At 70.0% G+C, this 22,274-nt stretch carries 24 protein-coding genes; 5 read left to right on the top strand and 19 right to left on the bottom strand.

The window, feature by feature from the left end; genetic code table 11:
• The first annotated feature begins 562 nt into the window (after positions 1–562).
• A complete protein-coding gene (locus tag AB0H84_RS33270) occupies positions 563–775 on the top strand; it encodes a hypothetical protein (protein WP_357613099.1) in 213 nt (70 codons plus the stop codon).
• Positions 776–886: 111 nt separating this feature from the next.
• On the opposite strand, the gene AB0H84_RS33265 is transcribed toward AB0H84_RS33270, so the two are convergent.
• The gene (locus AB0H84_RS33265; RefSeq protein ID WP_357613096.1) at positions 887–2,557 is read right to left on the bottom strand and encodes an ABC transporter ATP-binding protein; all 1,671 of its coding nucleotides are present in this window, start codon (positions 2,555–2,557) and stop codon (positions 887–889) included.
• A gap of 531 nt (positions 2,558–3,088) precedes the next feature.
• Between AB0H84_RS33265 and AB0H84_RS33260 the strand changes: the two genes are divergently transcribed.
• Positions 3,089–3,277 (top strand): hypothetical protein, encoded by a 189-nt coding sequence (locus AB0H84_RS33260; protein WP_357613093.1) that lies wholly within the window; start codon positions 3,089–3,091, stop codon positions 3,275–3,277.
• A gap of 106 nt (positions 3,278–3,383) precedes the next feature.
• Here the strand turns inward: AB0H84_RS33260 and AB0H84_RS33255 are convergent, their stop codons facing one another.
• From AB0H84_RS33255 to AB0H84_RS33225, 7 genes are all read right to left on the bottom strand, one after another.
• Positions 3,384–6,119 carry a DEAD/DEAH box helicase gene (locus tag AB0H84_RS33255; protein WP_357613090.1) on the bottom strand — a complete coding sequence of 912 codons (2,736 nt, stop codon included), beginning with the start codon at positions 6,117–6,119 and terminating at the stop codon, positions 3,384–3,386.
• 93 nt (positions 6,120–6,212) lie between these two features.
• Complete coding sequence (locus tag AB0H84_RS33250; RefSeq protein WP_357613087.1) at positions 6,213–7,100, bottom strand: YegS/Rv2252/BmrU family lipid kinase; 888 nt, start codon at positions 7,098–7,100, stop codon at positions 6,213–6,215.
• Between the two features lie 16 nt (positions 7,101–7,116).
• The gene (tatC, locus tag AB0H84_RS33245) at positions 7,117–8,016 is read right to left on the bottom strand and encodes a twin-arginine translocase subunit TatC (protein ID WP_357613084.1); all 900 of its coding nucleotides are present in this window, start codon (positions 8,014–8,016) and stop codon (positions 7,117–7,119) included.
• A gap of 34 nt (positions 8,017–8,050) precedes the next feature.
• Complete coding sequence (gene tatA, locus AB0H84_RS33240) at positions 8,051–8,380, bottom strand: Sec-independent protein translocase subunit TatA (RefSeq protein ID WP_357613081.1); 330 nt, start codon at positions 8,378–8,380, stop codon at positions 8,051–8,053.
• 29 nt (positions 8,381–8,409) lie between these two features.
• Positions 8,410–8,610, bottom strand: a complete 201-nt coding sequence (locus AB0H84_RS33235) for a hypothetical protein (RefSeq protein WP_357613079.1) — start codon at positions 8,608–8,610, stop codon at positions 8,410–8,412.
• Positions 8,607–9,572 carry a WYL domain-containing protein gene (locus tag AB0H84_RS33230; protein WP_357613076.1) on the bottom strand — a complete coding sequence of 322 codons (966 nt, stop codon included), beginning with the start codon at positions 9,570–9,572 and terminating at the stop codon, positions 8,607–8,609. Before AB0H84_RS33230 ends, AB0H84_RS33235 begins: the two co-directional genes overlap by 4 nt.
• A gap of 67 nt (positions 9,573–9,639) precedes the next feature.
• Positions 9,640–10,617: a WYL domain-containing protein gene (locus AB0H84_RS33225; RefSeq protein WP_357613073.1), complete on the bottom strand. Its 978-nt coding sequence runs from the start codon at positions 10,615–10,617 to the stop codon at positions 9,640–9,642.
• A 38-nt stretch (positions 10,618–10,655) separates the two neighbouring features.
• Here AB0H84_RS33225 and AB0H84_RS33220 point away from each other — a divergent pair, with 38 nt between their 5' ends.
• The gene (locus AB0H84_RS33220) at positions 10,656–11,723 is read left to right on the top strand and encodes a DUF3866 family protein (RefSeq protein ID WP_357613070.1); all 1,068 of its coding nucleotides are present in this window, start codon (positions 10,656–10,658) and stop codon (positions 11,721–11,723) included.
• Here AB0H84_RS33220 and AB0H84_RS33215 read toward each other — a convergent pair.
• From AB0H84_RS33215 to prcB, 9 genes are all read right to left on the bottom strand, one after another.
• On the bottom strand, positions 11,669–12,148 hold the full coding sequence (locus AB0H84_RS33215) for a DUF3291 domain-containing protein (RefSeq protein ID WP_357613067.1): 480 nt from the start codon (positions 12,146–12,148) through the stop codon (positions 11,669–11,671). The two genes, AB0H84_RS33220 and AB0H84_RS33215, sit on opposite strands and share 55 nt — an antisense overlap.
• Positions 12,149–12,164: 16 nt before the next feature.
• On the bottom strand, positions 12,165–12,821 hold the full coding sequence (locus AB0H84_RS33210) for a helix-turn-helix domain-containing protein (RefSeq protein ID WP_357613065.1): 657 nt from the start codon (positions 12,819–12,821) through the stop codon (positions 12,165–12,167).
• 9 nt (positions 12,822–12,830) lie between these two features.
• Entirely contained in the window at positions 12,831–13,184 is a 354-nt protein-coding gene (locus AB0H84_RS33205) for a hypothetical protein (RefSeq protein ID WP_357613062.1), read from the bottom strand.
• Between the two features lie 15 nt (positions 13,185–13,199).
• Positions 13,200–14,096: an FKBP-type peptidyl-prolyl cis-trans isomerase gene (locus AB0H84_RS33200; protein WP_357613059.1), complete on the bottom strand. Its 897-nt coding sequence runs from the start codon at positions 14,094–14,096 to the stop codon at positions 13,200–13,202.
• A gap of 70 nt (positions 14,097–14,166) precedes the next feature.
• The gene (locus AB0H84_RS33195; protein WP_357613056.1) at positions 14,167–15,108 is read right to left on the bottom strand and encodes an FKBP-type peptidyl-prolyl cis-trans isomerase; all 942 of its coding nucleotides are present in this window, start codon (positions 15,106–15,108) and stop codon (positions 14,167–14,169) included.
• A gap of 74 nt (positions 15,109–15,182) precedes the next feature.
• A complete protein-coding gene (gene pafA / locus AB0H84_RS33190; protein WP_344995632.1) occupies positions 15,183–16,541 on the bottom strand; it encodes a Pup--protein ligase in 1,359 nt (452 codons plus the stop codon).
• A 114-nt stretch (positions 16,542–16,655) separates the two neighbouring features.
• Positions 16,656–17,189, bottom strand: coding sequence for a hypothetical protein (locus AB0H84_RS33185; RefSeq protein WP_357613053.1), 534 nt, complete (start codon positions 17,187–17,189; stop codon positions 16,656–16,658).
• Positions 17,190–17,495: 306 nt separating this feature from the next.
• Positions 17,496–18,284, bottom strand: a complete 789-nt coding sequence (gene prcA, locus AB0H84_RS33180; RefSeq protein ID WP_357613424.1) for a proteasome subunit alpha — start codon at positions 18,282–18,284, stop codon at positions 17,496–17,498.
• A 20-nt stretch (positions 18,285–18,304) separates the two neighbouring features.
• Entirely contained in the window at positions 18,305–19,153 is an 849-nt protein-coding gene (gene prcB, locus AB0H84_RS33175; protein ID WP_357613050.1) for a proteasome subunit beta, read from the bottom strand.
• A gap of 165 nt (positions 19,154–19,318) precedes the next feature.
• Between prcB and AB0H84_RS33170 the strand changes: the two genes are divergently transcribed.
• Together AB0H84_RS33170 and AB0H84_RS33165 are read left to right on the top strand one after the other, a co-directional pair.
• Positions 19,319–19,867: a hypothetical protein gene (locus AB0H84_RS33170; RefSeq protein WP_357613047.1), complete on the top strand. Its 549-nt coding sequence runs from the start codon at positions 19,319–19,321 to the stop codon at positions 19,865–19,867.
• Between the two features lie 25 nt (positions 19,868–19,892).
• The gene (locus AB0H84_RS33165) at positions 19,893–20,957 is read left to right on the top strand and encodes a DNA polymerase IV (RefSeq protein WP_357613044.1); all 1,065 of its coding nucleotides are present in this window, start codon (positions 19,893–19,895) and stop codon (positions 20,955–20,957) included.
• On the opposite strand, the gene AB0H84_RS33160 is transcribed toward AB0H84_RS33165, so the two are convergent.
• Together AB0H84_RS33160 and AB0H84_RS33155 are read right to left on the bottom strand one after the other, a co-directional pair.
• Entirely contained in the window at positions 20,930–21,928 is a 999-nt protein-coding gene (locus AB0H84_RS33160; protein WP_357613041.1) for an endonuclease domain-containing protein, read from the bottom strand. The two genes, AB0H84_RS33165 and AB0H84_RS33160, sit on opposite strands and share 28 nt — an antisense overlap.
• 32 nt (positions 21,929–21,960) lie before the next feature.
• Positions 21,961–22,170 (bottom strand): ubiquitin-like protein Pup, encoded by a 210-nt coding sequence (locus AB0H84_RS33155; RefSeq protein ID WP_344995612.1) that lies wholly within the window; start codon positions 22,168–22,170, stop codon positions 21,961–21,963.
• Positions 22,171–22,274: the final 104 nt, after the last annotated feature.

Genomic DNA, 22,274 nt, shown 5'->3' with positions numbered 1-22,274 from the left:
CTCCGTCACGGGCGGGGCGGACGGCAAAAAGCCGCACCGCCGCCCTGGAAATTCCTTTAGCGATGATGACGGCGCATGTCAGCGATGTAGCGCACCGTGACCGAGGGCCTTCCGGCCATTCTTGTAACGCGCTTCAGAGCAATTTCTGGCTGCCGCGAGTTTTGCCTCCGCCGGATGACGTGGCCCGCGCCCTCGACCTAGCTTGAAAGGTGATCCGAAGGCCGTATCGATCTCTCCAGGACCGATATGGCGCCAAGAGAGATCCGGGCACCGCCCGGAATTCCAACCCTCAAGAGGTGATCTCTCGTGATGAAGACTCGCAACCTTCTCGCCGCCTGCGCGATGGCGGCCACGGCCCTTGCTGCCCCTGTGGCGGCATCGGCTCAGTCCACCGTCACCGAGCCCACCGTCCAGAAGGGCACCACGCAGCTCAGCAAGCAGCAGCCGTGCCGCAACGCCAGGAACCGCGCTAGGTGCATCCGCCGCTTCGGCGGAGGCGGAGGCGGCGGCGGAGGCGGCGGAGGCGGCGGCGGAGGCGGCGGAGGCGGCGGCGGAGGCGGTGGTGGCGGCGGCGGTCGTCGTGACGGCGGAGGCGGCGGAGGCGGAGGCGGCGGCGGCATCCGTGACGGTGGCGGCGGCGGCGGTGGAGGCGGCGGCGCCATCGACGGAGGCGGTGGCGGCGGCGGAGGCGGCGGCGGAGGCGGCGGAGGCGGCGGTGGAGGTGGCTGATCCGTTGCCCGCACCGGTCCGAGCGCTCCGCCCATGCGGCACCTGAGCCGACGAACCCAGGTGTTCCTGGCCGGTCGCCCACACCGGAATAGCAGGAAATGAGGGCCGCACCGGGGTTCCGGTGCGGCCCTCCACAATGTGCCGGTGATGGAAGTGGTCAGGTGGCGCGGGACAGCGAGTGCGGGCGGTGGGCGCCGCGCTTCAGGCGGATGCGCTCCGGCGGCCGGGGCACGGGTGACAGCTCCACCACCCGCGCACCCTCCGGCAGGTGCCGCAGGTCGTGCGTGATCAGGAGCGTCGTCCGGCCGGCCATGAGCCGCAGCAGCGGCCGCATGACCTGCGTGGCCGTGGCCTCGTCCAGGCCGGTCATGGGCTCGTCGAGCACCAGCACCGGCGTGTCGCGCAGGATGGCCCTGGCGATCGCGATCCGCTGCCGCTGCCCGCCGGACAGGAGCCGGCCCCGCTGCCCCACCGGCGTGTCGTACCCCTGGGGCAGCGCCTTGACGAAGTCGTGCACGCCTGCCGCCCGCGCCGCCCCGACGATCTCGTCGAGCGAGGCGTCCGGGCGCCCGTAGGCGATGTTGTCGCGTACCGACCCCGAGAACAGCAGCGTCTCCTGGTGCAGGACCGTGATGTTCTCGCGCAGCGACTGCCGCGTCAGGCCCCGGATGTCGGCCCCGTCCAGCAGGATGCGGCCCGCATCCGGGTCGTAGAACCGCAGCAGCAGCTTGACCAGCGTGGACTTGCCGGCCCCGCTGGGCCCGGCCACGACGACGACCTCTCCGGGCGAGGCGGTGAACGACAGCTCCCGCAGCACCTGCCGCCCCCTCCTCGGGTAGGCGAACCCGACCCGGTCGAACTCGACCAGGCCGCGGCTCCTGCCCGCGGGCACGGCGCCGGCGGCGTCGGTGACCGCGGGCTCCACCCGCAGGATCTCGATGACCCGGTCGGCCCCGGCGGCCGCCTCGGACACCGTCAGCGCCAGCTCGCCCAGCGCCTGCACCGCCGGGTACAGCAGGGCCAGGTACGCGGCGAAGGCGAGCAGGCCGCCCAGCGTCAACCGGCCGGCGGCGATCTCCCACGCGCCGAACCCGAGGATGACGATCAGGCAGACGGTCTCGATGATCTGGACGGCGGGGCCGTACAGGCTGGACAGCCAGGCCTGGGCCATGTTGGCGCGCAGCCACGTGCGGCCCTCGCCGTGCAGGCGCCGCGACTCGGCCCGCTGCCGGTTGTACGCCTGCACGAGTGGCTGGTTGGCCAGCCCTTCCTCCAGGACGCTGTTCATGGCGCCATTGCTGGCGCGCTCCTGCGCCGCGGCGGTCCTGAACCTGGCCGCGAACGCCCTGGAGACGACCAGGAAGAGCGGGATCAGCGCCATCGTGACGAGCGCGAGGTCCCAGCGGATGAAGAACGCCGCCCCGGCGAAGAACACCACGCTGGCCGCGGTGGTGAGCGCCTTGACCAGCCCGGACCCGACGAGCTCCTCGATGGCCTCGATGTCGTCGGTCAGCCGTGCCATCAGGTCGCCGAGGCGCCGGCTCTCCGAGAAGTCCGGCGCGAGCGTCTGGACGTGCGCGTACACCCGGTCGCGCAGGGCCAGCAGGAACCGCTCCGCGCCCAGCGCCGTGGCGTACGCCGCCACGAACGACGTCACCCCGGCGACCGCGGCCAGCCCCAGCCAGGCCAGCGCCGGAACCCAGAACTCGGCCAGCCGCCGGGTGGCGAGCACCTCGTCGGTGATGTGGCCGAACAGGCGGATCGCGGCGACCTCGCAGAGCGCGGCCAGGACGGCGAAGCCGACCCCGGCCGCGAACAGCCGCCGCAACCCGCGGGTGTCCGGCCAGAACTCGCGGAAAGTGCGGCGAAGGGAAATCGCCGGTGCGAGTTCGCGGCCGGAGACAGTCAATGAGAGCCGACGGCTGTGCCGCCGGCTCTCAAGGGTGTTGTCAGACACCCTCACCTAGCACCCCCACCACCGTCGACGGCAGCACCCGTCCCACCACCTACGGCGACAGCAACGCCTGCGGCGGTGACAGCCCCAACCCTGCTGGAAGTCGATGCGTGCGAGCTGAGTGCCGGCCATGATTCCTCCCCCGTTTGGCGACTTGCACAAATCGCACGTTATCACCAGATTTGCGATAAAGCAGTTGAATTCGATAATTCCAAAGAGATTTGACCAGTAAAACCAGCGGGCAACGGCCATTCAGCGTGCCCGTTAAATCGCTTGTAAAAGAACACAACCGCCAAGCGGAGTCACAGGAATGCCAAAGATGCTTCTCAGAGCTGGTTCCAAGGTGCAGGTCACCCGATACTTTGGTCCGATGGCTGGGACGGCCGCAGCCGGGATCATCGACGTATGGCATTCATCGGCGTTCTCCTCATGATCCAGGGCTTCGGCGGCCTCATCGCCGAGCACGTCTTCGGCCAGAGCTTCGGCCTGCTGCATCGCTGGCTCGACGGCACCGCGCTGACCGTCGTGAGCGCGGTGACGGGCGTCGCGGGCCTGGCCCTGACGATCTACGGCGTGCGCAAGGAGGAGTCGTAGCGACGCCGGAGGCCTTCAGAGAGGCCCAGGGGCTCTCAGAGAGGCTGTGGGTCTACGGGGCGGCTGGAGGCCGCCCGCCGGACGGGCGGCGCCTCCAGCCGCGCGCTCAGGTGAGCGAGGAGTAGGCCACCACGCCGCGCCGCATCCCGTCGATCGCCTTGCCCGCCGTCTGCTTGATCTTGCTGCCTGCCGGTGCCGCGTCGCCGAGCTGGCTGAGCAGGTCCATGAGCTGCTTGATCCACCGCACGAAGTCGCCGGCCGCCAGCTCGTTGCCGTTGACGCCGTCCCTGAGCACCGCGTCGAGGGTGTGCCCCTTCGTCCACCGGAAGGCCGCCCAGGCGAAGGCCATGTCGGGCTCCCTGATCGTGGAGAGCCCGTGGTCGGACTCGATGCCCTCCAGCTCCCCCCACAGCCGGACCATCGCCGACAGCGCCTCCTGGGTGCGCCCGGCGGGGACCTTGGGACGGCGCGCGTCGTCGGACGCCCGCGACTCGAACACCAGCGCCGACACGCACGCCGCCAGCTCGGCCGGGTCGAGCTCCTCCCACAGGCCCTGGCGCAGGCACTCCGCGGTCAGCAGGTCGAGCTCGGTGTAGATGCGGCCCAGGCGGCGGCCCTCGTCGGTGACGGCCTCACCCTGGAGGTAGCCCAGCTGCTCCAGCACCGAGCAGATGCGGTCGAACGTACGCGAGATGACATGCGAGCGGCCCTCGACGCGACGGCGCAGCCCCTCGGTCTCACGCAGCAGCTTGTAGTAGCGCTCGGCCCAGCGGGCGTGGTCCTCGCGCTCGTCGCAGCCGTGGCACGGGTGCTGGCGGATGCGCCGGCGCAGCTCGTTGACCTCCTCGTCCTCCACCGTGTGGTCGCGCGCCCTGACCGGCTTGCCCAGGTCGCGATCGCCGATCTTGGCGAGCAGCGTGGAGACGAGGTTGGCGCGCTCCTTGGGCGAGCGGCCGTTGAAGTTCTTCGGGATGCGCAGCTTCTCGAGGGGCTCGACCGGGACGGGGAAGTCGGCGGGGTCGAGCTTCTTCACCTGCTTGCCGATGGTCAGCACGAGCGGGCTCGGCCCGGTGTCGCCGCCACGGCCGCGCGGGTTGCGGCCGGGATCGAGCACGATCGCCAGCCCCGCCCTGCGCCCGCCGGGCACCCGGATGACGTCGCCCGGCTCCAGCGCCTCCAGCGACCGCACGGCGGCGGCCCGGCGCGCCGCGCCGCGCTGCTTGGCCAGCTCGGCCTCCCGGTCGGTGAGCCTGCGGCGCAGCGCCGCGTACTCGGGGAAGTCGCCCAGGTGGCACGTCATCGCCTCCTGGTAGCCCTCCAGGGCCTCCTCGTGCTTGCGCAGCTGCTTGGCCAGCCCCACGACCGCCCGGTCGGCCTGGAACTGCGCGAACGACTCCTCCAGCAGCGTCCTGGCACGCTCCCTGCCGAACTGGCCGACGAGGTTGACCGCCATGTTGTAGGAGGGCTGGAAGCTGGAGCGCAGCGGGTACGTACGGGTGCCGGCCAGGCCCGCCACCGACAGCGGATCCATGCCCGGCTGCCACAGCACCACCGCGTGGCCCTCGACGTCGATGCCCCGCCGCCCGGCCCGCCCGGTGAGCTGGGTGTACTCGCCGGGCGTCAGGTCGGCGTGGGTCTCGCCGTTCCACTTGTCGAGCTTCTCGATCACCACGCTGCGGGCCGGCATGTTGATGCCCAGGGCGAGCGTCTCGGTGGCGAACACGGCCTTGACCAGCCCGCGCGTGAACAGCTCCTCCACGACCTCCTTGAAGGCCGGCAGCATGCCCGCGTGGTGCGCGGCCAGCCCGCGCTCCAGGCAGTCACGCCACTCCAGGTAGCCCAGGACGGCCAGGTCCTCGTCGGGCAGGTGGGCGGTGCGCTCGTCCACGAGCTGCCTGATCTCGTGCTGCTCGCGGTCGGTGGTGAGCCGGATCCCGGCGTACAGGCACTGCTGGACGGCGGCGTCGCACCCGGCGCGGGAGAAGATGAACGTGATCGCCGGCAGCAGCCCCTCGGCGTCGAGCTTCTCGATCACCTGCACCCGGTCCGGCGGGCGCGAGCGCTGCGGCCGGCCGTAGCCGCGCCTGCCCCGCCCCGCCATGAGCCGCTCGGCGTCGCGCGTCACCCGCATCAGCGTGGGGTTGATGCGCAGCGTCAGGTCGTCGTTCATGAACATGTCGTAGAGGCGGTTGCCGACCATCATGTGCTGCCACAGCGGCACCGGACGGTGCTCGTCGACGATCACCGTGGTGTCGCCGCGCACCTCGCCCATCCACTCGCCGAACTCCTCGGCGTTGCTCACGGTCGCCGACAGCGCGACCAGCCGCACCGACGCGGGCAGGTGGATGATCACCTCTTCCCAGACCGCGCCGCGGAACCGGTCGGCCAGGTAGTGGACCTCGTCCATCACCACGAACCCGAGCCCGGCCAGCGTCGCCGACCCGGCGTAGAGCATGTTGCGCAGCACCTCGGTGGTCATGACCACGATGGGGGCCTCGCCGTTGACGCTGTTGTCGCCGGTCAGCAGGCCGACCTTGGCGGTGCCGTAGCGCTTGACCAGGTCGTTGTACTTCTGGTTGGACAGCGCCTTGATGGGGGTGGTGTAGAAGCATTTGCGGCCCTGCTCCAGGGCCAGGTGAACGGCGAACTCGCCGACGACCGTCTTGCCCGACCCCGTGGGCGCCGCCACGAGGACCCCGTCATCGGCCTCCAGTGCCCGGCAGGCGTCCAGCTGGAAGTCGTCCAGCTCGAAGTCGTAGAGACCTCGGAACGATCTCAGCGCGGCCCCGTCGTCCCCGTGTCTCTGACGGAAGGCCGCATAGCGTTCCGCTGGCGTTGTCATACCCGCCAGCCTACCGAAATCGCCATTCCGGTCGGTCCCGCCGTACTCCCCAAGGTCATCCGGCTCCGGCCGGGCGCCTTTACAATGTAGATCTCAGACGATCACCCGCAGCGCCCCGGGGCGTACCTCGCAGTGCACCGGCGCGGGTCCCACGCGTTCACCGTCGGCATAGGCGACCACGTCGGGAGCCTCCAGCCGCACGCTGCGCACGCGCCGCACCGACACCGCCGGATGCCCCACGTGCGTCCCCCGGTACACGCTCGGGAACACCCGCAGGAACTCGGCCTTCGAGACGGCGTCCAGCATCATCACGTCCAGCAGCCCGTCGTCCGGCCGCGCGTCCGGGCACACCCGCATCCCCGCCCCGTAGGAGCGCGTGTTGCCCACGGCGACCAGCATGACCTCCCGCTCGACGACCTCGTCCTCGTCCAGGGTCACCCGGAACGGGATCGGCCGGAAGGAGCGCAGCTCCTGCGCCGTGGCCAGCACGTACCGCCCCATGCCGGGCGGCCAGGTCAGGCGGTTGGCCCGCTCGTTCACGCGGGAGTCGAAGCCGCAGCACATCACGCCCGCGAACAGCTCGTCGGCCGATCCGGCGACGATCCGGGCGGCGTCGAAGAGGCGCGACCTCATGCGCAGCACCGTGCGGGCGGCGGCCACGGGGTCCTTGCAGGGCAGCCCGAGCGCGGCCGCGATGTCGTTGCCGGTGCCCGCCGGGATGATGCCGAGCGGCACGCCGGTGCCGGCCACGGCCTGGACGGCCAGGTGGACCAGCCCATCGCCGCCGAAGGCCACGAGCGCGTCGGGGCGCTCGGCCACCGCGGTGCAGGCGCGTTCGAGCGCGTCCGCGGCGTCGTCGCCGACGATCACCGACAGCTCGGCCCCTCCGGCACGCAGCCGGCGCGCCACGGGCTCCAGCAGGCGCACCGTGCGGCCGCCACGGGCGGCGGGGTTGACGAGCAGGGCGAGGTGAGGGGACACGCCCGGAACTTATCGCCTATCGCGCCGAACCGGAATCCTCCCCGGACCGCTCGTCGTCGCGCGGGGCGGCCTCCTCAACCAGCGGGTCCTCGACAAGCGGCGAGGCCTCGTCGTCGGACAGGTGGGAGAAGTCCTCGGTGGCGGGCATGCGCTTCTCGCGCATGTACATGAAGAACTCGGCCAGGAAGTAGAGCACCACCATGGGTGCGGCCAGCGCCATCATCGTCAGCGGATCGCCGCCGGGCGTGATGACCGCGCCGAAGACGAACATGGCGAAGACCACCCAGCGGCGGTTCTTCTTGACCGTGGCGTGGGAGAGCACGCCGATGATGTTGAGGAAGACCAGCAGCAGCGGCAGCTCGAACGAGACGCCGAAGATCACGATCATGATGAGTACGTAGTTGACGTACTCGTCGATCTGGATGACAGGCAAGGTGTCGCTCGGCGCGAACCCGAGCAGGATGGCCAGGCTGGTGTCCATGATCATGTACGCCAGCACGGCGCCGATCGCGAACAGCGGGACGGCCAGCCCGAGGAAGGCGATCGAGTAACGCTTCTCGTTACGGTAGAGGGCCGGCGTGACGAAGGCCCAGATCTGGTAGAGCCAGACGGGTGAGGACACGAGGACGCCGACCACCGCGGAGATCTTCAGGGTCAGGAAGAACGACTGGAAGATGCCGCCGTAGGTCAGCGTGCACTGGCCTGGGCGTAGCTGCTGGGCCTGCGGCGTCTCGCAGAACGGCTCCTTGATGAACGCCCAGACCGGATCGAAGAAGATCCACCCGATGATGATGCCCACGACGACGGCGACAGCCGCGATGAGCAGCCGGTTGCGCAGCTCGCGCAGGTGCTCCATGAGGGGCATGCGGCCCTCGGGGTCAGGCGCGGGCTGGCTTGACCGTTTGAGCAGCGCCATCTATCAGTCCAGGTGACGAGGAGGGATGGGAGGGTCAGGCGTGCTTGTCCGCCTGGGCGGCGCTGGCGCGCAGCTTGGCGGCCTGCTCCTCCAGCTGCCGGGCCTGCTCCTCGACGGAAAGGGCCGGCGGGGCCTGGATCGGCGCGGGCTGCGGCTGGGCGGGCTGCGGCTGAGCGGGAGCCTGTGCCTGGGCCTGGACGGTGTGGGTGTCGTCGTCGTCCTCGCGCAGCTTGGCCGTCTCGGACTTGAAGATGCGCAGCGACCTGCCGACGCCGCGGGCCATCTCGGGCAGCTTCTTGGCACCGAACAGCAACACGAGCACCAGCGCGATGATCAGAAGTTCGGGAACTCCGAGATTCGACATGAAACGCCCTTTTCTAGCGAGTGCCTGTTTCAGCCACGATCGTACGCTGCCTGGGGCGTGGTCTCATCCCCTCGGCCCGTCAATCTGGCCCGCCTCGGCTCCAGCTGGGCCGTCGCCTCGGCGATTTCCCTTTTCAGGGTACGTGCCGCCACGGCGACCCGGGCACCCGCGACCCCGAGCACGGCCAGCCCGCACCCGCACAGCCCGATCGCCACGTAGATCCACGTCATGACTGGTGAGCGTACAGGGCCAGGGCGCGCTCGGCCTCCTGCCGTACGGTCTCGGCCATCTCGGGCGGCGAGACGACCCGGCCGGTGTCGCCCAGGCGCAGCGCCAGCTTGAGTATCCAGTCCTCGTCGCGGGCCCGCAGCGCCACCCGCAGCCGCCCCTCGCCCAGCTCGGTGACCTGCTCGCACGGGTAGTACTCGGCCACCCACCGCCCGGCGGCGCTGAGCTCCAGCTCGACCAGCTCGTCGGTCGGCGACGGCCGGAAGACGCCCCGGGTGACGTCGATGGGCTCGGCCTCCTCCGGCGGGTCGGCGGGCACGTCGAGCACGTCCACGCCGAGCATCCGGTCGAGCCTGAACAGCCGCATCGCCTCGGCGCGGTAGCACCATCCCTCGAGGTAGGTCCGGCCGTCCACGACCACGATCCGCATGGGGTCGACCTCGCGCGGCGTCACCTCGTCGCGCCCGGGCACGTAGTAGCGCAGCGACAGCCGCCGTCCGCTGGTGAGCCCTTCGCGCACGCGCGGCAGCGCGTCGGGGGCGGCGTCCACGTCGACCGCGAGCTGGCTGCTGACGGTGGCGGCGCCCTCGCCCGCGGCCCGCTCGAGCTTGGCCGTCACCCGGGGCAGCGCGTCACCGGGCACCTCGGCCAGCTCGGGGGTGGCGGCGAGCATACGCAGGGCGACCAGCAGCGCGCTGGCCTCGTCGATGCCGAGCCGCAGCGGCCTGGCGATGGTGTCGGCGTTGTCGATGACGATCTCGCCGCCGTCCCAGGAGACGTCGATGAGGTCCCCCGGGGTGTGGCCCGGCAGGCCGCACATCCACACGAGCTGCAGGTCGTCGATGAGCTGCTTCTCGCTCAGCCCGAACACCGCGGCCACCTCGTCGACCTGCGCCCCCGGGTGGGACATCAGGTACGGCACCAGCGCCAGCAACCTCGGCAGCCGGTCAGCAGAACCGCTCATGCCCCCTCCTTCGTCGGCCGCATGAGCGGGCCGCTGCTGCGTCCATTGGTTCGTTCGCTGCGCTCACTCACGAGGCGCCAGCCCCTTTCAGTCGGCGGATGACGGCCTCGCGGGCGTCCGGCGGCTCGACGACCTCCACGTCCGCGCCGAGGCTGGCCATCCAGCCGGCCAGGCGTTCGGGGTCGAAGAAGGGCAGCTCGGCCTCGTCCCAGCCACCGTCGGCCTCGCGCACGGCCGTGGCCAGCTGGCGCAGCCCTTCGCAGGTGCCACGGCGTACGCGGATGACGGCCACGCGCTCTTCCGGCGAGTCGTCGGGAAATCCGACCATACCCCGCAGGTCCACCCCTTCGGGCACCTCGAACGCCCCCGCCCTGCCCAGGACGGTGACCTCCCCCGTGATCCGGCTGAGCCGGAAGACGCGCGGCGCCTGCCTGCCGCGGTCGAACCCGGCGAGGTACCAGCGGCCGTTGCGGCTGACCACGCCCCACGGCTCCACGGTGCGGGCGCGCACGTTCTCGCTGCCGGCGCTGCGGTAGTCGAAGCGCACCGCGCGCCGGTCGCGCACCGCGTCCCAGAGCGCGGGGAAGGCCGGGTCACGGGTGTCGACCCGCAGCTCCAGCGCGCCGCCTCCGATGAAACCGCCCATGGACCCGCCGACGGGCTGGTCGGTGGCCACGCCGCCGGCACGCAGCTTCAGCAGCGCCCCGGAGGCGGCCTCGGCCAGGCTGGCCCGCTGCCACACCTGGGCGGCCAGGCCCAGCACGGCGGCCTCGTCGGGCTCCAGGGTGATCTCGGGCAGCTCGTACGACTGGCGCTCGATCCGGTAGCCCGGCTCGTCCTCCCAGGGGTCGCGCACCACGTCGATGGGGATGCCGATCTCGCGCAGCTCGTTCTTGTCGCGCTCGAACATGCGCTGGAACGCCTCGTCGCCGTCGCGGTCGTAGCCCGGCACCGCGTGGCGGATCTGCTCCGCCGACAGCGGCCGCCGGGTGGCGAGCAGGCAGATCACCAGATTGAGCAACCGTTCCGTCTTCCGGCGCGACATCTGCCTCACTCCTCCTGCATCGACGCTACCCTGCCCCCGTGATCAGATGGCGCAAGGGCGAGGTTGTACGGATCCGACGCGAGTGGCCGGGAGCGGTGGAGCTGGACGTCGCCGTCCCCGAAGGGGAGTGCCGGGCGCTGGCGTATCCGACGTTGGTCGGCCGCCCGGAACCCGGTGACGAAGTGCTGCTCAACACGACCGCGCTCGCGATGGGTCTCGGTACGGGAGGTTACGCCATGGTGGTGGCCGTCCCGAACCGTTTGCCGCAAGATCCTGCGGGTCCCGGGCACCTGGTGAAGGCGAGGTACACGCCGCTGCAGGCCACCGTGCTCGGCGCCGACGAGCAGGACTCCCCGCATCACGAGCGGTTGCGCGAGGCCGACTCGCTCGACGGCATGCCCGTCGTCGTGGCCGACCTGCACTCGGCGCTGCCGCCCATCCTGTGCGGCCTGTACGCGGAACGGCCCGGCACGCGGGTGGCGTACGTGATGCAGGACGGCGGGGCGCTGCCCGTGTGGTTCTCGATGGCCGCGGCCCGGCTGCGGGAGATCGGCTGGCTGGCGGGCGTGGTGACGGTCGGGCAGTCGTTCGGCGGGGACGTGGAGGCGGTCACCGTCCACACCGGGCTGCTGGCGGCCAGGCACGTGCTGGAGGCCGACGTGGCGGTCGTCGCGCAGGGCCCCGGCAACCTGGGCACGGGCACCCGGTGGGGCTTCTCGGGCGTCTCGGCCGGCGAGGCGGTGAACGCGGCGGGCGTGCTGCTCGGCCGGCCCGTGGCGGCGCTGCGCGTCAGCGAGGGTGACAAGCGCGAGCGCCACTACGGCGTCTCACACCACTCGCTGACCGCCTACGGCCGGGTCGCCCTCTCCCCCGCCGACGTGCCGGTGCCCGTGCTGCCCGGGGACTTCGGCGAGCGGGTCAGGGATCAGGCCGAACTTCTCGCCGTGCGGCACCGCCTGGTGCCGGTGGCGGTGGACGGCCTGCACGAGGCGCTGCGCGAGTCCCCGGTGCGGCTCTCGACGATGGGCAGGGGCCTGGAGGAGGACCTGGCCTACTTCGTGGCCTCGGCGGCGGCGGGCAGGCTGACGGCCTCGCTGCTGTCGTAGGAGTCCTTGAACGTGAACGCCTCGGGGCTGGGGCCTTCGGCCTTGAGGCGTTCCAGCCGCCGCATGCCCTCCGCCAGGGTCGGGATGTGGCCCTCGGGGATCCACCACATCACCATGTACGGTTCGGCCATGCGCAGGAACCACTCCCTGCGCCGGCGCAGCACGTCCAGGTGGGCGCTGCGGTAGACGTAGTTCCACAGCGTGTCCAGCGACTCCCACACCGAGAAGTTGATCAGCAGGTGGTCGCCGTACTCGTGGATGACAGTGGCGGTGGGGTCGTCGTCGCTCTCCTTGAGCCGCCACACGAACCCCGGCGACTCATCGGCGAGGGCGTTGATGGGCTCCAGGAGGGCGACGAACTCGGCGAGCTCGGGGCTGTCGGTGGGCGCGCGGAGGTGGGCGACGTTCATTTCGGCGAGATGCATGACGCTCAGCACACCATCAGCCGCCTTCTATGTCAATATCTGTTTGTTTTAGAGTGACGCAGCACTCCCCCGGCCGCGGATCCAGCGCCGCCCTGGCGGGGTCGTCGCCGAGCCCTTCCAGCAGGCCCTGGCACAGGGCCAGGTTCATGGAGCACACCAGCAGCGGCTGCTCCTCGGCCAGCACGTGGAACGGGCAGTTGCGCAGCCGCAGCGCGCCACCCTCCGCGTACGGCTCGTAGCCGCGCGCCTCGAGCACCTGCCCGACCGGCTCGCCCGCGTGCCTGCCGGCGATCCTGGCGCCCGCCTCGCGGGCGGCGTGCTCTGCCTGCTCCTCGGCGCCCAGGGCGTCCACGACGCCGGCCAGGACGGAGGCGAGCGCGGCGTAGTCGCGCGGCGGCAGGCTCACCGACCGCTCGCCCCTGGCCCTGCGGTAGACCTTGGCGGGCCGGCCGCTGCCCGGCCCCTTCTTCTCCTGCGCGCGAAAGCCGCTCTCGAGCAGGCCGGCCTCGACGAGCTTGTCGAGGTGGTGGCCCGCCAGGGTCCTGGACACGCCCGCGGCCTCCGCCGCCTCTCCCCTGCCGACGTCGCCGCCGCGGGCCGCGACGACCGCGTACAGGCTGCGGCGGACGGGGTCGTGCAGAAGGGACAGCGCATCGAGGTCGTCGCTACTCACAACGGGAGTCTATGAAAGCTTGCGCTCCAGGTGCTTGTAGGTGCACGCACGGCTGGGATCGATCAGAGCGCTGCCGTACTTCCGCCAGCAGGCGCCCTTCTTGACGACCCAGATCTCGATCCACTCGGGAGCGTGGTAGCGGCGGTGGACGGTCCTGGCGTTGCGCAGCAGCCGGGCGGCCACGACGCGTGCCTCGGCCTTGGAGGAGGCAGTGGCGTGCAGCCATGTCCGCCCGGCGTCCCCGCCGATGACGCAGGGCTTGACGCCTTTGCAGAAGGGTGGGTTCGCGGTGGCGGACGCCGCCGGCACCGGGGCGAGCAGCATGGCTAAGGCGGACGACATGACGAGGAATGCGCGGATCATGGCATCCATCGTGCCTCAGTACGCGGCCAGCACGTCCACGACGAAGACGAGCGTTTCCGAGCCCATGACGCCGTGGGCGGGGTCGCCGGCGGTGCCGTACCCGTAGGAGGGCGGCACGATCATCAGGACGCGGCTGCCGGCGGGCACGCCCACCAGGGCGCGGTCCCAAGCCTTGATCACGCTGCCGTCGCCGATCCTGAACGCCTTCGGCCGGCCGGTCGTCCAGGTCGTGTCGAAGACGCGGCGGCGGCTCCAGAGCGCGCCCGCGTACTGGGCGACGACGAGCTGTCCCGCCTGCGTCGCGCGCCCGCCGCCCCTGGCCAGCACCTTGACCGCGAACGCGGCGGGCGGCGCGGTGGCGGGTACCGACAGGGCGGGCCGGGCGCCGCCGGTGACGCGCACGCCGGCCAGCGTGCCGCCGCCCGCCTTGAGCGAGGCGCCCCTGGGGTGGGCGCCGAGGACGTCGACGACGTACAGCAGCTCCTGCCCCGCTCTCGCGCCGCCTGAGGGGGGCGGGACGGCGGCCACGACCCTGCTGCCGACCCGGTGGCCCAGCAGCGCCCCGCCGAGCCCCTCGCCCACCGGGAAGGCGGCGGGAGTGCCGCGGTCGAAGGTGGAGTCGACCAGGCGATTCTCCTTGCCGTCCCAGACGTGCGCGGTGTACTGGACGATCGCCACGTCGTCCGACGCGAGCGTCGGGCCCGCGCCGGTGGCCGGCTCGTCCACCTGGAGCCCGCCCGCGGGCCTGCCGCCGGTGAAGGCGATCGTCGGCCTGGCGCCGAACGGGCCCGCCACCGTCACGTCGAGGCCGCCCACCGTCACGTCGAGACCCGCCGCCAGGTCCGGGCCGGCCGCGCAGCCTGTCAGCAGCACCAGGACCGGCAGCAACGCGGCGGTACGGCGGCGGCGCATCGTTCCTCCCAGGCGGCCGGGGTGGCTGGCGATGCTACCGCCTTGCCGGAGGCCGCGTCAGCAGGCCGCGTCAGTAGGCGGCCAGGACGTCCACCACGAACACGAGGGTGCTCTTGCCGGGAATCCCCTGCTGGTCCTGGTCACCGTAGCCCAGGGCCGGCGGGATGCTCATCACGACCCGGCTGCCGACCGGCACCCCGGCCAGGCCCTGCTGCCAGCCCTGGATGACGTTCCCGAGCGGGAACTCGGCCGGCTGGCCGCGCTCCCAGCTGGAGTCGAACTGCTTGTCGGTGCCCCAGATCTTGCCGGTGTAGTTGACGGTGAGCGTCTGGCCCGGCTGCACCTTCGCGCCGGTGCCCTGGATCAGCGTCTTGACGACCAGCTTGTCCGAGGGCTTCTCCTTGGTCTTCGTGGAGAGCGTGGGAGGCTTCTCCCCGCCCGGGCTCTCCACCTTGACACCCTTGATGCTCTCGCCGGTCTCCTTGCCGGAGGCGGCCTTCAGCGGCGCGGGCGCGGTGCCGACGACGTCGAACACGAAGACCTTGGTCGCCTCGGCCGGCGCCGTCGCCTGCTGCTGCGGCGCGGCGTCGCTCGCCAGCACGGCCAGCAGCCGGCCGCCGTGCTTGACCTTGGTGAAGCCCTCCTGCAGCACCTGCGGAATCTGCTCGTTGACCGCGATCGTCTCAGGCCGCTTGGTGTCGTACGAGGAGCCCTGGACGGCGTTGCCCTTGCCGTCCCAGTTGTAGACGGTCAGGTTGACGATCACGCGGTCGCCCGACTTGATCCCGGCGCCGGCGCCCGGCTGGATCACCTCGTACGAGGACTTCGTGGCGGGCGTGCCGGAGGGGAAGGTCACCGTGGGCTTGCCGCCCACGTTCCCGGTGACCTTGACCCCCGACGCACCCGCAGCCGGCGTGCCCGACGCGCCGGTGCTCGCGCTGTCGTCGGATCCGCACGCGGCGGCGAACAAGATCAAAGGCACGGCGGCCAGTACGGCCAGAGCGCGGCGCATGGGTTTCCCTCGGGAAGACGGCAGATTCGCGTCACCCTATCCGACTTCCGGGTAGGCCCGAGGTAAACGCCGCCCTACATCCCTGCTATGAGCTTGTCCACCCGCTCGTCCACGCTGCGGAACGGGTCCTTGCACAGGACCGTGCGCTGCGCCTGGTCGTTCAGCTTGAGATGCACCCAGTCGACGGTGAAGTCGCGCCGCTTCTCCTGCGCCTTGCGGATGAACTCGCCGCGCAGCCGCGCCCTCGTGGTCTGCGGCGGCACCGACTTGGCCTCGAAGATCTTCAGGTCGGACGCCACCCGCTCCACCGAGCCGCGCTTCTGCAGCAGGTAGTACAGGCCCCGCTTGCGGTGCACGTCGTGGTAGGCCAGGTCGAGCTGGGCCACCCGCGGCGAGGAGAGCGGCAGGTCGTACTTCTTCCGGTAACGCTCGATGAGCTGGTATTTCGTCACCCAGTCGATCTCCCGCGAGACCAGGTCGAGGTTGCCGGTGTCGACCGCGTTCAGCGTCCGCTCCCACAGCTCCAGCACCCGGTGGGCGATGGCGTCGCCGCCGCGGCGGTCGACGAAGTCCTTCGCCTTGGACAGGTATTCCTGCTGGATCTCCAGGCTCGAGGCCTCGCGCCCGTTGGCCAGGCGCACCCTGCGCCGGCCCGTCATGTCGTGGGAGACCTCGCGGATGGCCCTGATCGGGTTCTCCAGCGACAGGTCGCGCATCACCGTGCCCGACTCGATCATGCGCAGCACCAGGTCGGTGGCGCCGACCTTGAGCAGCATGGTGGTCTCGCTCATGTTGGAGTCGCCCACGATGACGTGCAGGCGGCGGAACCGCTCGGCGTCGGCGTGCGGCTCGTCCCGCGTGTTGATGATCGGCCGGGAACGGGTGGTGGCGCTGGAGACGCCCTCCCAGATGTGCTCGGCCCGCTGCGAGACGCAGTAGACGGCGCCGCGCGGCGTCTGCAGGACCTTGCCGGCCCCGCACACGATCTGGCGCGTCACCAGGAACGGGATCAGCACGTCCGCCAGCCGCCCGAACTCCCCGTGCCTGCCGACCAGGTAGTTCTCGTGGCAGCCGTAGGAGTTTCCGGCCGAGTCCGTGTTGTTCTTGAACAGGTAGATGTCACCGGCGATGCCCTCTTCGCGCAGCCGTTTCTCGGCGTCGACCAGAAGGCCCTCGAGAATGCGCTCACCCGCCTTGTCGTGGGTGACCAGCTCGATGACGTTGTCACACTCGGGTGTTGCGTATTCAGGATGGCTGCCCACGTCGAGATAGAGACGTGCGCCGTTGCGGAGGAAGACGTTGCTCGATCGGCCCCAGGACACGACCCGCCGGAACAAGTAGCGCGCGACCTCGTCCGGCGACAGCCTGCGCTGCCCCCTGAACGTGCAGGTCACGCCGTACTCGTTCTCCAGCCCGAAGATGCGACGATCCATCACCTCACACTATGCCCATGGATCCATGAGCGGGAGGGATCTTCCCAGGTGTTTTCGCTTCGCGCCCCGTTCCCGCGCCCGCCCCCACGGGGCGCGGGTCGTCGCCGCCGGCGATCAGGGGGTATATATCTCCTGAACTTTGACGATTTTTCCCTTGTACACGGTGATGAGCGAGGGATGGCCGTGGGCGTGGTGCCGCTTGATCAGCACACTCCTGGAGCACCGCTTGTTGCCGAGGCCGGTCTTGCTGTCGACTGTCATCTGCCCCATCGACACCTTGCAGCCGTACGCGGACAGGAAGACCGCGTCCTTGGCGATGGGCGAGGCGTACGCCATGACGTCGCCCTCGGGCGGGCCCACGAAGAGACCCTCGGTCTCGGTGCCCTTCTTCCACTTGATCGGCTCGTACTCGGCCACATCGCCCCGGATGACGGTGATCCAGCCGCGCAGGATGCCGTTGTGGCGGGAGTGGATCCCCTTGGTGAAGTCGTGCTTCGGGTCCTTCTGGAAAGACGTACCGAAAATCTTGGGCGCCTTGTAGTCGGGGACCGCGGCCGCCGCCGTCGCGGCCTGGGCCGCCGCACCAGAGCTCAGCACCACGGCCACGGCGGCACCGGCCGCCAGGAGGGCACGCTTGGGAGTGTTCACGAATGCTGAGATCCTCGATCATTCTCCGAAGTTCTCCCAAACCATAGTGAAACAGCTCACACTTGCACCCCATCCATGGCGCCGCCCCCACCGCCCCGGCACAGAACCTCCAGGCGAGCGCCCGCACCCGGGCACCAACAGGCCGCCACGCACACCCGACGCCCACCACGCCACCGGGGCAGCCCTGTGGCGGGCCACGGACAACGCAAAGACCCGCTACATCTCACGTAGCGGGTCCGAAAACGCCGTCAGGGGCCGCCGTAACGGCCCCTGACGGGTGCGAACTGAGAGATAGCCTGACGCGGCTTACAGCGGCGAGGAGCCGTCGTCCACGTCGCCGTCAGGAGCCGTCGGAGGCGGCGTGTCCCCCGACGGAGCCGGAGCGGCGGGAGCCGGCGGGGTGGACGGAGCAGACGTCTGGGCCAGCAGCCGCTCCAGGCGCGCGCCCGTGAGACGGAGGAACTTGCGGTGCTCACGGTTGCGGTCGAGCACCGCCACCTCCAGCTGCGCCACCGGCGGCCGCTCGCCACCCGGCTCCGTGAGCGCCGTCAGCGCCACCTCCAGCGCGTCCGCCAGCGACATCGACTCGCGGTAACGCTCCTTGAGCCGCCCGGCCACCGCCTCGGCCTGGCCGCCCATGGCGGCGAAGCCGTGCTCGTCGAAGACCGACCCGTCGAAGGTGAGCCGGTAGATCGCGTCGCCGTCCTTGCTCTCGCCCACCTCGGCGACCACGACCTCCACCTCCAGCGACTTGATCGACTCGGTGAAGATGCGACCCAGGTTGGAGGCGTAAAGGTTGGCCAGGCCGCGGCCGGTCACGTCGGAGCGGTCGTAGGTGTAGCCGTTGATGTCGGCGTAGCGGATGCCGCCGAGCCGCAGCTCCTCGAACTCGTTGTAGCGGCCCACGGCCGCGAACCCGATGCGGTCGTAGATCTCGCTGATCTTGTGCAGCGCCCGGGACGGGTTGGGCGCGACGAACAGGATGCCGTCGACGTACTGGAGCACGACGACAGAACGGCCCCGCGCGATGCCCTTGCGCGCGTAGTCGGCCTTGTCCCGCATGATCTGCTCAGGGGACGCATATCCGAAAGGCATGGACACGTGGTGATCCCTTTCTAGCGCAGCGGGGCGATGGGGCCGTCGGGCGAGATCAGGCGGGCCTCGAGCATCTGCTCGACGTACGTGGAGACCTGCTCCTCCGTCAGCCTGCGGAAACCATCGGCGTCGATCACCGACACGATCGGCCAGATCTTCCTGGTGACGTCGGGCCCGCCGGTCGCCGAGTCGTCGTCGGCGGCGTCGTAGAGCGCCTGGATGAGCGTCATCGCCATGTCGTCGGCCGAGGCGCCGTCGCGGTAGAGCTTCTTCAGCGACCCGCGCGCGAAGATCGAGCCCGAGCCGATGGCGTCGAATCTCTCCCGCTCATAAGGCCCGCCCGCCACGTCGTAGCTGAAGATGCGGCCTTCGTCCTTGTCAGGGTCGTACGCGGAGAACAGCGGCACCACCACCAGCCCCTGCATCGCCATGGCGAGGTTGCCCCTGATCATGGTGGCCAGGCGGTTGGCCTTGCCCGCCACCGACATCGTGCGGCCCTCGAGCTTCTCGTAGTGCTCCAGCTCCACGCGGAACAGCCGGGCGAACTCGATGCCGGTGCTGGCCGTGCCCGCGATGCCCATGCACGAGTAGTCGTCGGTGCGGAACACCTTCTCCACGTCGCGCTGCGAGATGATGTTGCCCGACGTGGCGCGCCGGTCGCCCGCCATGACCACGCCGCCGGCGAAGGTGGCGGCCACGATCGTGGTCGCGTGCGGAACCTGGTCGCCGATCGGGGTGGCCAGCACCTCATCCCGCTGCGGCAGCAACTCAGGCGCATACGAGCCGACAAACTCCGTGAACGAGGAACTTCCGGTGTTGAGGAAAAGCTGGTTGACCAAGCCGACGGGCAGATCCCTGTGCGATGCCACGCGACTCCCTCCAAACGTCAATGTTCCTAGGGCGACCCTACTCATGTTGCGTCGCTGTCTGCACTTCCCACGATCAGCTCACGGCGAACCCGCACGGGCCCGCGCCACCGCGTTCCGTGCCCAGATCGTTTCTTTACGGGTGCCGGCCACCATGCGACTGTCGGCATGTCCGTACGTCCCGAACTGGAGGCCGACACGAGATCACCCAGCCGACCTGCGGTGATCGGGGGGCTCAAGGCCGCGGGCGTCCCCGTCCCCATCCAGATCAACGCCGGCACCGCCATGGGCGAGGCCACCACCATGCAGGGCCTCCTCCCCCTGCTCGCCGGCGCCGGATCCGAGATCTACACGGCAGGCAAGTGGACCGGCGCCTCCCAGGTCGTCGGCTACGCCAAGATCCCCGCCAGGCAGCCCGGCGGCGGCATCCGCGGCCAGGACCACGTCAGCATGTCCGGCGGCGCCGTACGCGTGCTCAACCCCAACTCCAAGAACCCCGAGCTCGCCTGGGACCTGCTCGCCTTCATGCACTCGGCCCCCGCCACCAAGGCGCAGCTGTCCGGGCAGGCACGCATCAGCTCACGCACCGACGTCAACGACGAGACGCTCACCGCCGACCCCATGCTCAAGTTCGTCGCCGACCAGGTGCTCCCCATCACCGCATACCAGGCGACACTCGAAGGAATCGTCGGCGGCCCGGCCAACGTCGGCGGCTGAGCGACCCCCAGCCATACTTGAGACCATGAGGGACTGGATCCTCCACGTCGACCTCGACCAGTTCATCGCCGCCGTCGAGCTCCTCCGCCACCCCGAGCTCCGCGGCAGACCCGTCGTCGTCGGCGGCTCAGGAGACCCCACCCAGCCCCGCACCGTCGCCGCCACCGCCACCTACGAAGCCCGCGAACACGGCATCCACTCCGGCATGCCCCTCCGCACCGCCCTCAGACGCTGCCCGGAAGCGATCTTCCTGCCCAGCGACCCACCCGCCTACGAAGCCGCCTCCGCCCAGGTCATGGCCGTCCTGCGCGAATTCCCCGTCCTCGTCGAAGTATGGGGCTGGGACGAAGCCTTCGTCGGCGCCACCACCGACGACCCCGAAACCCTCGCCGCCGCCATCCAGCAGGCCGTACACGCCCGCACCCAGCTGACCTGCTCCGTCGGCATCGGCGACAACAAACACCAGGCCAAACTCGCCTCAGGCCTCGCCAAACCCGCCGGCATCCACCGCCTCACCAGCGACAACTGGGCCGAGACCATGAACCACCGGCCCACCGACGCCCTCTGGGGCATCGGCGCCAGAACCGCCAAGAAACTCGCCGCCCTCGGCCTCCACACCGTCGCCCAGCTCGCCGCCGCCGACCCCGCCCACCTGGCCCGCCACTTCGGCCCCACCAACGGCCCCTGGTACCGCTACCTCGCACTCGGCAAAGGCGAGGCCGAAGTCGTCACCACACCCTGGATCGCCCGCGGCCACAGCCGCGAAACCACCTTCCAGCACGACCTCACCGACAGAACCGACATCGCCCGCCACGTCGCCGGCCTCGCCACCCAGGTGGCCCACGACGCCAGCGAGGCCGGCCGCCAGATCGCCCGGGTATCGGTCAAGGTCCGCTTCACCCCGTTCCTCACCCGCACCCGCCAGTCAAAACTCCCCACCGCCACCACGGACCCGGCCACCGTCGAACAGACGGCCCTCACCATCCTCGACCGCTTCGACCTCACCCGCCCGGTCCGCCTCCTCGGCGTGGCCGTCGACTACACCCTCCCGCCCAGAGACGATCAGCCCACCCTCGACGCCCCGGAGTAGAAATCCGTCCGAAGCTCCTCCTCGGCCCGGATCAACTCCCGCAACTCCTCCTCCGAAACCTCGACCTCGTCGAATTCCCCGAGAGACGCCTCGACATACGAAAGCGCCCGCCACACCACCCCAGAATCATCCCTGAACTGCCCGATCCCGGTATTGCACGGCAGGCACAGCGCATATCGCACATCACCGGTGCGATGACAATGATCCACATGCTCGGGCGGCCGACCCCAGCACACCACACACAAACCATGCTGAGCCGAGATCATCCGCTCGACATCCTCATGCCGCAATTGATAGCGCCGCGCGAGGTGATAGCTCCTCATCCGCGTGGTTGCGCCAGCGGCACGCCGCTCCGGAAGGATTACGAAATCCGGCCAGAGAATCTCCCCGTCCAGATAGAGGGCCGCCAGCTCCAGCAGCACGAGATTGTCGCCGAAGTGGCCCAGCCCGTTGGTGCAGTTGAAACAGAGAATGCCCCGGACCTGACCGGTCTCGTGGCTGTGGTCGACGAACGTGCTCGGCACGACCTGGCAGATGGCGCAGAGCCCGCCCTGACGGGCGAGCATGCGCTCGAAGTCGTCCTCGGTGATGCCGTAGCGGTAGGTGAGAAGATAGTTCCGCTCACTACCATATTTCTTGATTTTGTTCTCGCGCGTCACCGCCGTATGACACGGCTTACAGTAAGCAGTGAGCCCATCTTTGGCGGACCGATTGCTGCCGAACTCGGCATGGGGCTTGATCTCCCCACAGCGAGGACAGAATTTCTGCCCGTTGGGCACTTCAATCCGGTCGCGCACGGTCTTCCCCTGTTCTTCCATGCGCTTGCGGTAGCTCTGTGTGTGACGCCGCCGGAAGCAGGCCTTGCAATATCGCGCCAGCCCGTCGGCCATACGCTTATTGCGCCCGAACTCGGAGATTTTCTTGTCTTCCCCACAGCCCGAGCACCGCTTGAACCCTTCCGGCGTTTCCACCGAACCCTGCTTTCTAATGTCCGATTTATTCCCTATTGCCCGCCTTTCTGGACGTATGACCTGACAAATTCCTCTGCGTTCTCTTCGAGAACTTCGTCTATTTCGTCCAGAATTGCGTCGACATCGTCCGTGAGCTTCTCCTGCCGCTCCTGAACGTCCGGCGTCGCCGAGGCCTCGGTCTCCTCGACTTCGCTCTCGCGCCGCCCGGCCTGCTTCTGGCCGCCGGTGTCCTTGGTTGCCATGTCCTACCTCCACTTGGGGGACGTGCCTCTAGGCATATCTTCCCCGAACCGGGCGACATTTCGCGCCGATCGCCCAGCGATCTTGCCGGCTTGACTAGATAGCA

Origin of the sequence: Nonomuraea sp. NPDC050786 (assembly GCF_040654115.1) — a bacterium.
Taxonomy (GTDB): domain Bacteria; phylum Actinomycetota; class Actinomycetes; order Streptosporangiales; family Streptosporangiaceae; genus Nonomuraea.
This window is presented reverse-complemented; position numbering and strand designations above follow the sequence as displayed.

Excerpts from the sequence above, each read along its gene's own strand:
- prcA (WP_357613424.1), bottom strand. The coding sequence starts at position 18,284 with ATGCCTTTCGGATATGCGTCCCCTGAGCAGATCATGCGGGACAAGGCC.
- AB0H84_RS33215 (WP_357613067.1), bottom strand. The coding sequence starts at position 12,148 with ATGCATCTCGCCGAAATGAACGTCGCCCACCTCCGCGCGCCCACCGAC.
- AB0H84_RS33200 (WP_357613059.1), bottom strand. The coding sequence starts at position 14,096 with ATGCGCCGCCGCCGTACCGCCGCGTTGCTGCCGGTCCTGGTGCTGCTG.
- AB0H84_RS33195 (WP_357613056.1), bottom strand. The coding sequence starts at position 15,108 with ATGCGCCGCGCTCTGGCCGTACTGGCCGCCGTGCCTTTGATCTTGTTC.
- AB0H84_RS33165 (WP_357613044.1), top strand. The coding sequence starts at position 19,893 with ATGAGGGACTGGATCCTCCACGTCGACCTCGACCAGTTCATCGCCGCC.
- pafA (WP_344995632.1), bottom strand. The coding sequence starts at position 16,541 with ATGGATCGTCGCATCTTCGGGCTGGAGAACGAGTACGGCGTGACCTGC.
- tatA (WP_357613081.1), bottom strand. The coding sequence starts at position 8,380 with ATGTCGAATCTCGGAGTTCCCGAACTTCTGATCATCGCGCTGGTGCTC.
- AB0H84_RS33225 (WP_357613073.1), bottom strand. The coding sequence starts at position 10,617 with ATGTCGCGCCGGAAGACGGAACGGTTGCTCAATCTGGTGATCTGCCTG.
- AB0H84_RS33155 (WP_344995612.1), bottom strand. The coding sequence starts at position 22,170 with ATGGCAACCAAGGACACCGGCGGCCAGAAGCAGGCCGGGCGGCGCGAG.
- AB0H84_RS33255 (WP_357613090.1), bottom strand. The coding sequence starts at position 6,119 with ATGACAACGCCAGCGGAACGCTATGCGGCCTTCCGTCAGAGACACGGG.
- tatC (WP_357613084.1), bottom strand. The coding sequence starts at position 8,016 with ATGGCGCTGCTCAAACGGTCAAGCCAGCCCGCGCCTGACCCCGAGGGC.
- AB0H84_RS33205 (WP_357613062.1), bottom strand. The coding sequence starts at position 13,184 with ATGATCCGCGCATTCCTCGTCATGTCGTCCGCCTTAGCCATGCTGCTC.
- AB0H84_RS33230 (WP_357613076.1), bottom strand. The coding sequence starts at position 9,572 with ATGAGCGGTTCTGCTGACCGGCTGCCGAGGTTGCTGGCGCTGGTGCCG.
- AB0H84_RS33170 (WP_357613047.1), top strand. The coding sequence starts at position 19,319 with ATGTCCGTACGTCCCGAACTGGAGGCCGACACGAGATCACCCAGCCGA.
- AB0H84_RS33235 (WP_357613079.1), bottom strand. The coding sequence starts at position 8,610 with ATGACGTGGATCTACGTGGCGATCGGGCTGTGCGGGTGCGGGCTGGCC.
- AB0H84_RS33260 (WP_357613093.1), top strand. The coding sequence starts at position 3,089 with ATGGCATTCATCGGCGTTCTCCTCATGATCCAGGGCTTCGGCGGCCTC.